Raw genomic sequence first — 13,027 nt, forward strand, 5'->3', positions numbered from 1 at the left:
GGGAATCACCCTTTTGTCATGTCCAGTTTGTTAACGATAAATGCTCCTAAATCACGTCCTTGTGTAACACCTACTTCTACGGCAGCACGATAATGGATTCCACCATACATTCTACTTATCGCGGCCTCATCTGCCGCTTCTTTAAATGACTTAAAGGAGCGAACGGGTAAACCAAACGGGATTTCAGTATCGTCATCAAAGGCAAAATTATCTCCAAAAACATCGGTAAGTGCAGTAGATGCTGCTCCAGATACCACACTATGGCCACTGGTATATTCAGGGAATGGAGGGGTTTGCAATATAGGTTCCCAACTATCATCAAAATGTTCGTTGATCAAGGTTTCGGGACGAATGAGATTACTTCTATATTTTTCGTCCCAGCAGCTGATAAACCCATCTGCTATGGCTATGGAAGCCTTGGTGTAAGCATAAATTGTCTTGGCCATATCGGCATTGTCTTTTCTACATGCAATTTTGGTGATGCCAATCCAATGGGCACCTGGCGTTATCTTTTTGGTAGCAAACATTAAATGTCCACGTGTTACAGAGACATAGGGGTTACAATCCCAGAATTTAGCAATGGCCACTTCTTCTGATTCGTCCCCTCGGGAACTAATATCTTTGCCAATCTCATATACTTCTCTAACTTCTTTATAAAAATCTGAACCTTCTTCCATGGAAAACTCTGGAGGGGGAGCAGGTTTAAATTGATCTGCGGAATCAATGGCAAACGGCCGTATTTTGCTCCAATGAGGCTCCAAACCGTTCATGTATGCCGGTGGAGTTGGTTGCCAACGGGAGGGTTCTTCAGAATTTACCGAAAATTTGGGCATGGTTCGGGTTTGCTTGTAGTTGTCCTTATCCATCCAAGCGGCAATGTGATTGGCTACTTCCAAACCATAAGCCTTGGAAGCATTAAACAGCGTTTCATTTTTGTCGACCCAAATAGAGTAAAGACTGTCACGGAAGCTTTCAATGCGGTCTTCGGAGAAAATCAACTTTTTGCTCAAATCCATATGGGCCACTAGGGCGGCCAGCTCAAAATTGATGCTGTCCCCTGCTTTGGGGTCTGGTATGGGGGTTAAATCGTGTACCTGGCCCGCCAAGGATTTATAATAATCGTTCTTCTTAGCTATGATTTCATAGGCTGCAATATTGGGATACGCAAAAATTCTACTTGCAACTGGAGGTGAAAAGATATCGTGGATCATTACCTCGATTACCTTGTCCACAGATTTATGGTATTCCTCTGAAGTAATTACGATTTGCTCGGGCTCTTTCTTACAAGAGGTGAAAACCATCAGCAGTATGGCTAATAGACTTAATCTTTCTTTCATGGTTCCTTTTTAATTATTGATTTTATAGACTTGTGCTTTGTCGTTGTTGAAAATTGCAAGCAGATAAACTTGCCCATTTAGGGTGACCGTTCCCAAATGTCTGACAGATTTTTTGGTTAAGTCAAGTCCTAATTCATTTCCTAAAATTATGTCATTTTCATTGTTGAGCAATGCCCCGGGAAAAGAATCCAAGCGACCGTGGTATGGTTTTATCCCAAAAAAATTGCCTCCCGCCAATGCTTCTGTTTGTCCATCCCCATCAAAATCACCTGTTGCAAAAACGGTAAGGGGAGACACTTGCATTGCACTCCCAAATGGGATAAAGTTGAATTTTCCATTGTCATTTCGCAAAAACCCGGATTCCAGTGTATTTACCTCCAACAGTGTGGAATTATCCAGAAGTTCTGATCCGAACAATTCTTCCATTGTTTTTCCAGCGAATTCCCGATAGGTATTGTATTTCTTTTTTAAAAAAACCAGCTGTGAAGCAAGTCCATCCAAGGATTCCAATGGGTAATATTTTCCGTTTTTTTCCAAAGCCGTAACGGTTTCGGTCTGTCCGTTGCCATCAAAATCATTGAAAAACAGTTTTAGGGGATACTTTTTGGAAGCCTTGAACTTGGAATTGGTTCCCCAATTTCCAAGTAGGTAGTCTGTGTCGCCATCCCCATCAATATCAAAGGGTTTAATGCTTTGCCACAGTCCATTTACACCCAAGGGATTGGATTCGGCAAATGAATCTCCTTGATATTTTAAGAATTTGGGAGACATCCATTCTCCCACCAAGATAAGGTCCGTATGGCCGTCGCCGTCAAAATCGTCCCAGACTGCGTCAGTGACCATTCCCTTAACAGTGAAACCTTTAAAGATTCTGAACATTCCATGATCATTCTCCAAAAGATGGGAGGTGGCCGGTGCTCCAAATTTTGAAGTAATGGTGTGCCCGCCTATAAACACGTCCAAGTCCCCATCCCCATCAAAGTCAAAGGGGCGCACTACCGATGAGTTTTGGTAGAACTTGGGCAGCTCCATAGCAGAAAAAGTGGAATCGGTTTGCAGATAGTAGGCTTCCAAAAGAGCTTCTGATTCACCAAAAAAGTCTCCACCACCCGAAGAAGTGAACAAATCGTTCTTTCGATCGTTATTGAAATCGGCAATGACCGCAGATATGGTTTCCTTAATGGAATCTTTGGAAATAGCATCAAACCTGCTAGCCACAAAAGAGGAATCCTGTTGGAGGTAGATTTGCGAAGGGATGAATTTGGAACCTCCTAAAAAAAGATCCTCCTTGCCATCCCCGTTTATATCGCCCATGGCAAATGCAGGGCCTCTGTCCGAAACTTGATATGGAATCAGCTTTTCGCGGTTAAAGTCGGTATAGTTATCCTCAACATGGGTAAAATCAAAACCTAAGTTATTGGGAACAGGCGTAAAAAGTGGTTTGCCTTTTTTGTGCAGGCTCTTGTAATTGAAAGGCTTTGCATTCTCTGGTTGTACGGTCAAGGTTTGATTTACGGGCACGTTTTTAACCACTTGAAAGGTTTTATTGGGCCAAATGATTTTGATGGAATCCACGTGTTGGATATTCCCATACCCAAAATGGATTAAAGGCTCCGATGATGCCTGAAAACCTCTTGTAGGGAATAATTCCTTGAACTGAAGCCCTCCATTTTGATAAGAGAATACCTTGGTGCCGATTCCAAAGGTGTTTTTTTTGGTGAATTTGAACTTGATTTTTAGGTAATTACCTTTGTTGGATGCCTTGTTGATGTACAGTGAGGCGGGATGGTTAATATTACTGGTGACCAAATCCAAATCTCCATCATTATCCAAATCCCCCATGGCAGTAGCTCCCGAAATCAGGGTGTCATTGGCTATCCACTTATTGGACATGTCCTTAAACATAAGGTCTTCAGTGCCCTTAAAAATATAATTGTGCACATTCCCCGAAGGCATAAGATTCAGTGCCTCTTGGTCCACTAATTTTGTGTTATCAAGTTTTTTCTGGATTTGATCATTGGAAACAAAATTGATGAAGTCCAGATCGTTTGGTCTTTTTGGAATCCCATTCGAAATAAAAATATCTTGCATACCATCCTGATCATAATCGCCAAAAAGAGCGCTCCAACTCCAATCCGTGGCAGCAATACCACTCATTAAAGCGGTCTCCATGTAATTGCCGTCCGGCTGGTTCACAAAGAGCATATTTCGGGTAAATTGATAGTGGTATCCATAACGGTCTACCCGTAGTTTCTGGGTCTGAATATTATCATCACCTTCAGATGATTTTAGGGCTACCTCATCTTCTGGTAGCATATCCAATGACAGAAAATCAGGTCTCCCATCATTATTGATATCCGCCACATCGTTCCCCATGGAAAACCTACTGGTATGGCCAAAATATTTTTTAAGGCTTTCGGTAAATGTACCATCGCCGTTGTTCAAATAATAGTAATCGTCTTCATGAAAATCGTTGCCCACGTAGATATCCGGATAGCCATCTTGATTAAAATCGGCAATGGCCAGACCAAGACCGTATCCGTTTACACCGCCATAAATTCCTGCTTCTTCACTGACATCCACAAATTTTCCATTGTCGTTTCGAAGGAGTTTGTCACCCGTTTCATATCGGCGTTCAAACCGTAGGTCGAACCGGCCAAAGGAATTTTGGGTATGCACGGCATGGTTAAGAAGGTAAAGGTCTAGGTCTCCATCCAAATCATAATCAAAAAACGAAGCATTTGAGCTGTATGAATCAAAGTCCAAACCATATTGGGCGGCACTTTCGGTAAAGGTATTGTCACCGTTGTTGATGTAGAGCTCGTTGAACCCATTAAATCCGTTGATGCCCACCACGGCGCAGACATAAATGTCCATAAAGCCGTCACCATTTACATCGGCCATGGTAACCCCGGTATTCCAACTACTGTTTCCTTCAATACCGGCAGAACTGGAAATATCCTCAAATGTTAAATGTCCCTTGTTCAGGTACAGTTTATTTTTGACCTGATTGCCCGTGAAGAAAATATCAGGAAGGCCATCGTTATTGATGTCTCCAATGGAAACGCCCCCACCATTGTAAAAATACAGATAGTCCAAAATACTGAGATCATCTGAGGAGGTGAGCGTGTTGGTAAAGGTAATCCCCGTCTTGTCAGAATCGGGATTCTCAAAAAGGTCCCCGCCCTTCTTACATCCTACCAAGAAAATAGGAACCAACAGTATGACCAACAGTTTATTCATTGATGGCAAAAATCTTGGGTTTGCTATTGTTGATTGCCGCTATGACAAAAGTTTTTCCTGTTTTATCCCTGAATTGTTTCAGGTACTTTACTTCTTCTTTGATTTTAAAACCACTCATATTATAATTTTGCCATTCAAAACCCAACTTGCCGTCGCCCAGTAGAAGGTTACCATAGCCGGCATCTAGTCGGGAAAACTGGGGTTTGAAATCATAATTATTACCTGCCATGATAAGGTCCAGATTGCCATCGTTGTTCACATCGGCACAAGTGATATCACAAACACACGATAACTGTACCCTTGGCGGTAGATTTTGTATGGTAAATTTCCCGCCGCCGTCATTAATGGCAATTACGGAGGCCGAAGTTTCCACTTTCTTTACAATGGATTTGTCCAACACGTCTTTCGGGAAAATTTGATGTATGGTACGATGGGCATAATCCGATGCTTTTAAATTTTGCTTTTTAAGCGGGGGCAATTGTTCCGTAAGTTCTCTTTTTTGGTGTATGGGGTAATCACCTCCATTTTGTGCCAAGGTCACCACCTGTTCAATGGTACCATTATTGTCGTAATCATTGATCCACATTTTCATAGGGTGCTCATGGGAAGGTGTGTAATGCAGGTTCAAACCTTGATTGCCCAAAATAAGGTCTTGGTCACCATCTCCGTCCAAATCTGCAGTTTCCACGGTGTTCCACCATCCATAAAGACTGTCCAAGGAAGAGGACATCTTGGTAAGTCTACGCCCCGTGTTCTTATATATTTTTGGCGTATCCCACTCGGCAGTTATGATGAGATCATCCTTTCCATCACCATCCATATCAACCCATTTGGAGTCGGTGACCATGCCAGCATCCTTAAGGTCATATGCTAGGCGTTCGGTGACATTGGTAAAAGTGCCATCCCCCATATTTTCCAAGAATAAATGATCTGGGGAAAGGCCATAGACCCCTACCACGCTTCTTGACCCAATAAAGACATCCATGTCACCGTCGTTATCAAAATCATAGGGAGAAATTGTGGAAGTATTTTTAAACGTGGATGGTAATTCGTTGTCCGATTTTGTGAAATTTCCGTTGCCATCATTAAGATACAAACGCGGTCTGTAGCTTCGTTGTAAGCCTACATTGTTACCCCCGGAACCTACAAGGAGATCAAGGTCGTTATCCCCATCGGCATCGAAGAAAGCGGCGGCCACATCTTCATAATCCCTGTCATCTTCAAAAACTTTTGATATTTTTTGCTTGACTTTTCCACTTCCTGTGTGCAGATATATGGTTCCAGATTGGCCACGAGCACCTCCTATGAAAAAATCTTCGTTGCCATCACCATTAATATCCGCCACGGCCAATGAAGGGCCTTCTTGGGACAGTTTTTGATAGATAAGCCCCTCATAGTCAAAATCGTTATAGCTATCTTCCATGTGCGATTCCATGGTTGCTGCATCCAACTCTTTAAGGAAGGAATTTTGGGTATTTTCTTTTGGGATTGTATAGGTTTGGGTGGCGTCTTCATAATGTAGCACCAATACTTGGTTGGCTTTTACATTTTCCAGTTTTTGGGTTTTCTCATCGGGCCAAACAATGCGGATGGAATCCAATGCTTCGGTTTTACCTAGACCAATTGTCATTTCGTACCCCATGGAAGATTGAAATCCCCGGGATGGAATCAGTTCTTGGTTGATGATGTTTCCATCAAAATAGAATTTGGCCAAAGTTCCTATAGCAAAGGGGTTGTTTTTGGGTCCTTTGAATTTTAACTGGACAAAGTTGTTATCCAATTGGGTTTCTGAATTGTTACGATAGACAAACGTTTCGGTGTTGACATTGTTTATGACCAAATCCAAATCGCCATCATTGTCCAAATCCCCATATGCAGCACCGTTGGATCGGGACGGTAGTTCAAACCCCCATTCCTTGTTGGCATTTTTAAAAGTAATATCCCCATTGTTTTTATAGGCATAATTGGGTTGGGGTTTAATGGGCATTTTACTGATGATGGAATCTATGGATTCCTTTTTTCCGGTGAGGGCCATTTTTTGCACGATTTCGTTGGCAAAAAAGTCCACAAAATCCAAATCGGTAAGATCATGGTTGATACCGTTGGTCACGAAAATGTCCTTTAGGCCGTCATTGTCCATATCGAACATAAGGCCGGCCCAGCTCCAATCCGTGGCATCGATACCGCTGTAATAGGCTACTTCGGAAAAAGTACCGTTACCATTATTGAGCTGAAGTGTATTTTGAATGTACTGTTGGTAGAAATCCTTGCTCTGTTTTAGGTCAAAGACATTGTAGCCATCGAATTCCATTACGGATTTGACCCTATGCTCTTCTTCGGGCAGCATGTCTGTAATGAAGATGTCGTTATGGCCATCATTGTTGATGTCCGCAATGTCTATACCCATGGCCGACAAACTCAGGTGGGATGTCCATGCCTTGATTTCTTCCTTAAAGGTGCCGTCTTTTTGGTTGATGTAGAGGTAATCCCTTTCATAAAAATCGTTGGACACATAAATATCTGGGTAGAGATCTCCATTAAAATCGGTGACCAATACCCCCAATCCGAAACCGATAAGACTTCCATAGATTCCTGCTTCTTCGCTGACATCAACAAATTTGCCATCATCATTGCGGAGTAGCATATCCCCAACACCTTTGAAAATATCGGGAACACCCTCCCAATCTTGGGCCCTTACTTCTCTTTGTTCTGCATATCCTAAGCTACTCACGGGAATGTTGCTGTTGTTTAGAATATAGACATCCAAATCCCCATCCTTGTCATAATCAAAAAAAGAAGCGTGGGTGGTAAACCCGGTTTTTGCCAAATTGTACTCGTTGGCCTTTTCCGTGAAAGTAAGATCCCCATTGTTAATGTACAGGTCGTTATCATGGTTATTGCCTTCCATGTTCCCGGCATTGCAGACGTAGATATCCAGAAGACCATCTTGGTTCACATCTACCATGACCACACCTGTGGACCACGGTTTATTTCCCATAATGCCTGCACTTTCGGAAATGTCCTCGAATTGAAGATTGCCTTTGTTCAAGTAAAGACGATTGGAAACCATGTTTCCGGTTAGGTAGATATCGGAAAGCCCATCGTTGTTAATGTCGCCTATGGCAACGCCTCCCCCATTGTAAAAATTACGATACTTGAAGATGTTGAAGTCTTTTTGGTTCTCAACGACATTTACGAACGTTACTCCAGACTCTTCAGGGGATAGGAGCGTAAACAGCGTTTCTTGTTGCTCTTCCCCACCATTATTTGATTCTTTTTTTCCGCAAGACGCAACAAAAATCAATGTAGCGCATAGGATTGTATATCTGAGTTTCATTCCGAGTTCTGTTTTTTGTTTAAAAAGAAAGGAGAATTGTTGTTGAGTGTAATGATGAATCCCGTATCCCCGTTTCTTGTTATCTTCTCAATTTTACGGGCAGCTCCAGAAATGCTCAAGCTTTGTTTCCAGATTAAATTGCCCTGCCCATCATTTTGTAACAAAAGCCCATGTGAAGCATCTAATCTACCAAGTTGGGTACTTATCTCAAAATTATTGCCCACCATTAATATTTCATTAATCGTTTCTTTATCATTCTTTTCAATAAAGATGTCATTAACGGTAGAGGCTTGTACCATAAAGGGTAATTCCTTTGGGGCAAAGACACCGTTTCCATTGTTTTGGAAATAGGTTGTCTCTAACATGTACACTTTTTTCTTGAGGGCCTTGTCCAATTTATCCTTTTCAAAAAGATCTTCTAAGGATGCCTTGGCAAAATCTTTATAGAATAGGAATTTTTTATTGAGGAAAGGCATCTGTTTGGCGAGTTCATCCTTGGATGAAAAAACGGTTTCCCGCTCTCCGTGAAAATAGGTGACCACCGTCTCAATGGAGCCATTGTTATCAAAATCATTGATATAAAGCGTTATAGGACGTTCGTGTGAGGCTCTGAACTTGGTGTTAAGGCCCCAATTTCCAGCCAAAATATCCATGTCGCCATCATTGTCCAAATCGGCCACTTGTATGCAGTTCCACCATCCGTTGGTGTTTTCAAGACCGTTGTTGGTCTGTTTGATGAGCTGCTTGCCGTCATTAAGGAAAATAGTGATGGGAGTCCAGTGCCCAGCAATGACCAAATCTGGCAATCCGTTTCCATCCAAGTCCGTCCAGACGAAATCTTTGACATTGATATTATTTTCAAGATCTGGAGCAAAGGTTGGAGTGATTTCCGTAAACATTCCGCTACCATCATTTAGAAAAATATATTGCTTGGAAGACTCTCCAAATTTAGTGGGCAATCCATTGGAGGCAATGCATATATCTAAATCTCCATCATTGTCAAAATCCACGGCGGCTACCTTGGAGGCATTCACTTCCACTTGAGGAAATTTTGTGCGATTTTTAACGAACTTCCCATTCTCATTAAGATATAATCTGGGCTGTAAAGGTTCCCCTTGGGTAAATTCATTGCCACCACTTACCACAAGAAGGTCTAAATCCCCATCATTATCTGCATCAAAAAGCGTGTGATCAATATCTTCATTTATGGTATCTTCTTTAAATACATCTTCTTGGTGGTTGGTGAAGTTCCCATTTTCATCTTGTATGAAAAGAACAGAAGCCTGTTTTTTGGCACCACTGATAAAAATATCATCAAAACCATCCTTGTTTATGTCTCCTACGGATACGGATGGACCTTCATTTGAATAAGAAAAAGGAATCAACGGGTTTCTATCAAAATCCAAGGAGGGTTGTTCTTTGTGAACAAAATCGAAGGGTTGAGTAGGCTTTGAAAATATTAGATCACTCTTGTGAGGTCTTGAGGTATAATAATCGCCCTTGGAATCTGTTTGGGATACCGTCAAAGTTTGGTTGGTTTCCAAATGATGGAGCGTTTGGTGCGACCCCCCAGGCCAAATAATTTGTATGGAGTCTATGATGCTATCCTTCCCAAGACCAAAGTTTAAGGTGTTGTCTTTTGCGGAAAGAAATCCACGGGTTGGAATGTTTTCCTGGACTGCCTTTTGGGAGTTTTGGAATATAATGACCTTTGCCCCAATGCCAAATGGGTTTTTGGTCGAGCCTTTAAATTGTATTTTGATATAGTTTGATTTTTTTAAGGTATTTTCAAGGACGAAAGCTTCTTGATTGACATTGTTCACCACAAGATCTAAATCGCCGTCATTATCAAGGTCGGCATAGGTGCAACCGTTACTGTAGGAAGCTTTTTTCTGACTCCATACATCCGTGACATTGGTAAAAGTGACACCATCCGTATTTTTATAGAAATAATTGGGGACTTTCTTTTTGGGGAGCTTTTCAATAAGGGACATGTCCTTATCCGAAAGCCCGGATGCTATATTTTTTTGAATTTGTTCATTGGAAATATAGTTGATGTAATCCATGTCGTTGGTTACACCTTGAATGCCATTGGATATAAACAGATCCTTGAAACCATCATTGTCAAAGTCTGCAAATAGGGCTCCCCAGGACCATTCAGTAGCCTCAATGCCACTTAAATTGGCAATTTCCCCAAAGCGTTCCCCGTCCAGATTAAGGTGGAGTGCATTTTGCATGTATTGGGGGGCAAATCCATTTTTCAAGTATTGCTGATAAACAGGATAAGGGTGCTCCGCCCCGGATGTTTTGTAGGTCTCCAAGTCTTCTGGGAGCATATCTAGGGATAAAATGTCTGGTAGGCCATCATTGTTCACATCGGCCACGTCATTACCCATGGAAAAATGAGTAGTATGCCCAATTTTGGTATTATCCTCCGATATAACCTCTTTAAATGTGCCATCTCTTTGGTTGATGTAGAGATAATCGTTCTCAAAAAAATCATTCCCCACATAAATGTCCGGATACCCATCATTATTGATATCACTGATAGCCAGTCCAAGGCCATACCCAATACTTCCTTGAAATACTCCAGCTTCCTTGGAAACATTGACAAAATTACCATGGTCATTTCTGAAGAGAACATCACCGGACATAGAGTCGGTTATTGTTCGTTTAGAGCCTTTCCCGTAGGAACGATTAGGGTTTACCGAATGATTTAGTAGGTACATGTCCAAATCTCCATCAAGATCGTAATCAAAAAACGCAGCTTGGGTAGAATAGCCGATAAAGTCCAATCCATACTTTGAAGCTTCCTCCTTAAAAATAGGGGTTCCATTTTCGCTTACTCCTTTATTGATGTAAAGAAGATTTTTTCCATTTATGGGACCATGGTCCCCAACTTTGCAGATGTATATGTCGATGAGTCCATCGTTGTTAACATCGGCATGCGTTACCCCTGTGGTCCAACCGGTATCGTTTTTAATTTGAGCTGCTTCCGTAATGTCCTCGAACTTAAAATCGCCATGATTCAGGTATAGCCTATCCTCACCTTGATTGGATGTGAAATAAAGATCAACTAGGTTGTCTCCGTTGAAATCTGCCGCCGCAACTCCTGCTCCATTATAAAAATAGAGGTAGTTTAGAATGTTCAATTCTGGTGTTTGATGGAGTTTATTAATGAAGGTTATACCTGTTTGGGACGGTTTTTTATCCGCAAATAGGGAATCTGGAGTTTTATTAGTACAACTTGTGGTCGCTAAAAAAATCCCAAGAACAAACCAGTATGTGCTGTTCATTTTACCCATAAAAATAGATGGTAAGTTAACCATTTCCATAGGAAACCGGAAGACTGTAAAGGTTAACAATCGTCTAAGGTTTGACTAATGATTGTATAATGGTAAGCTATTGAATGTTTGTGGTTTCACAAATAAAAGAGGCCGCCAATTGGCGGCCTCCTTAGATATATAAAAGCCTAAACTATGGATTGTCTAGTATCCAGGATTTTGAACCAAATTTGGGTTTGACAATAGGGCGTTGTTGGGAATTGGAAACAATAGCTTTGTTTCATCCCCAACAGCATCGGGATCTTTGAATTCCCAATCCCTTGTGTACTGTCCAAATCGAATCATATCGCCTCTACGAACAAATTCGACGTAAAGCTCTCGACCTCTTTCTGCCAAAAGATCTGCTTCAGAGACAGAACCTAGAGGAGTTGCTCCCCTAAGGGTGCGCAATTCATTGACCATGGCCGTTGCATCTCCACTACTGCGCATCATGGCTTCTGCCTTCATAAGATGTGCATCAGCATATCTGAAGATGATTTCATGACCTAGGAATTCCCCATATCGTGCGCCATATTTTTGGACACGAATACCGGTTCTTTCGTTGTTACCTACCAAACCAGGAAGTTCTTTGGTGAATTCCAAATTGTTTCCAGGTCTATCCTTTAATGGGTTTCCGTTTGGAGCATATTGCTGTCCAATCAAAAATCCGAAACCAACATTTGATCCATCCTCAAAACCGTCACCGTTTTCATCCTTGGTGCCTGCAGCACTTGTAAACGGGGTTCCAGCGTTTGGTACCCAACCTCTACGCTCTTCTTGGCCGTCAAGTGGAGTACCATCCAGTTCTCCTCGGTTGGTATTGGGGTCCCCTTCAAACATATCATAGAATTCTGCCAAGGTGCTGAATCCGTTCCAGCCACCACCACCTAGCTCGGTAGAGTTGTAATGTAGTCCGTTGAAAATACGGTTACCCACTGACGTTTCCAACCACCATATGGTTTCTGTATCAGGAGAATCACGGAAAATATCAAAATAGCCAGCTTGTAGAGCATATCCTTCAGCAGCAATTTCATCCACTAAAGAAATAACACGTGCCATATCTGCAGATTCTGGAGTTCCAGAGCCATTATAGATATGCTTATTTAACAGAATACGGGCCAATAGGAATCTTGCTGCAGCTTTGCTGGCTCTCTTGTTGTCATCCCCACTTGGGGCGGCAACTGATGGTAGGCCAGTGATGGCTGCTTCCAAATCCGAAATAACAAAGTCCATGGCTTCGCTTCTTGATAGCAAACGAGGGTTGATCTCAGGTCCTTCATCAACTTCCCTGAAAGGAACTTGACCATACAAATCCAAAATTACCCACATACTTAACCCTCTGATGAATTGAGCTTCAGCCAATACATCTGCTGGGGAGTTACTTCTGGAATCAATAACCTCCGACGCTCTAAAAACGTTTTGGTTAAATTGGTTCCAAGTGTTTAGTATGTATTGATGGGAAGCATCCCACGTGTGTTGGTGTAAGGTTCTCCAGATACCATTATCACCCCAGTCAGTACCCCTGGTTGGGACCAACTGTTCATCCGTTGAAACTTCTGTAAGGGCATAATAGTTTGCTTGATCCCCAAAATGGCCATTAAGATCATTATAGAGACCATCTACCTGACTCGCTGGATTTCCAACTCCTGAGAATCCTTCGCCGGTATTTTCTGGGAAGTTCGAATCAGTCTCCTCGATCTCCAGATTTGTACAGGAGACCACGAGGGCTAAACTTAACGCAATTGGCGCAAATATTTTAAATCGATTTCTTTTCATTGTCTTCAATT

At 42.0% G+C, this 13,027-nt stretch carries 5 protein-coding genes; all 5 read right to left on the bottom strand.

All coding sequences use genetic code 11. The features are described from left to right. Window positions 1–5: 5 nt before the first annotated feature. A complete protein-coding gene (locus ACP14V_RS02020) occupies window positions 6–1,337 on the bottom strand; it encodes a vanadium-dependent haloperoxidase (protein ID WP_272610860.1) in 1,332 nt (443 codons plus the stop codon). 9 nt (window positions 1,338–1,346) lie between these two features. Continuing rightward, window positions 1,347–4,580 carry a VCBS repeat-containing protein gene (locus ACP14V_RS02025; RefSeq protein ID WP_272610859.1) on the bottom strand — a complete coding sequence of 1,078 codons (3,234 nt, stop codon included), beginning with the start codon at window positions 4,578–4,580 and terminating at the stop codon, window positions 1,347–1,349. Then, the gene (locus tag ACP14V_RS02030; RefSeq protein ID WP_272610858.1) at window positions 4,573–7,917 is read right to left on the bottom strand and encodes a VCBS repeat-containing protein; all 3,345 of its coding nucleotides are present in this window, start codon (window positions 7,915–7,917) and stop codon (window positions 4,573–4,575) included. The genes ACP14V_RS02025 and ACP14V_RS02030 overlap by 8 nt, the downstream gene beginning before the upstream one ends. Further along, window positions 7,914–11,069, bottom strand: a complete 3,156-nt coding sequence (locus ACP14V_RS02035; protein WP_272610857.1) for a VCBS repeat-containing protein — start codon at window positions 11,067–11,069, stop codon at window positions 7,914–7,916. The genes ACP14V_RS02030 and ACP14V_RS02035 overlap by 4 nt, the downstream gene beginning before the upstream one ends. A gap of 336 nt (window positions 11,070–11,405) precedes the next feature. Continuing rightward, window positions 11,406–13,016 carry a RagB/SusD family nutrient uptake outer membrane protein gene (locus tag ACP14V_RS02040; protein WP_424987749.1) on the bottom strand — a complete coding sequence of 537 codons (1,611 nt, stop codon included), beginning with the start codon at window positions 13,014–13,016 and terminating at the stop codon, window positions 11,406–11,408. Window positions 13,017–13,027: the final 11 nt, after the last annotated feature.

The sequence above is a fragment of the Flagellimonas alvinocaridis genome (assembly GCF_965248585.1).
GTDB lineage: Bacteria > Bacteroidota > Bacteroidia > Flavobacteriales > Flavobacteriaceae > Flagellimonas > Flagellimonas alvinocaridis.

Bases quoted from the DNA above. Each gene is read 5' to 3' on its own strand.
- ACP14V_RS02020 (WP_272610860.1), bottom strand. From the start codon at position 1,337: ATGAAAGAAAGATTAAGTCTATTAGCCATACTGCTGATGGTTTTCACC.
- ACP14V_RS02025 (WP_272610859.1), bottom strand. From the start codon at position 4,580: ATGAATAAACTGTTGGTCATACTGTTGGTTCCTATTTTCTTGGTAGGA.
- ACP14V_RS02030 (WP_272610858.1), bottom strand. From the start codon at position 7,917: ATGAAACTCAGATATACAATCCTATGCGCTACATTGATTTTTGTTGCG.
- ACP14V_RS02040 (WP_424987749.1), bottom strand. From the start codon at position 13,016: ATGAAAAGAAATCGATTTAAAATATTTGCGCCAATTGCGTTAAGTTTA.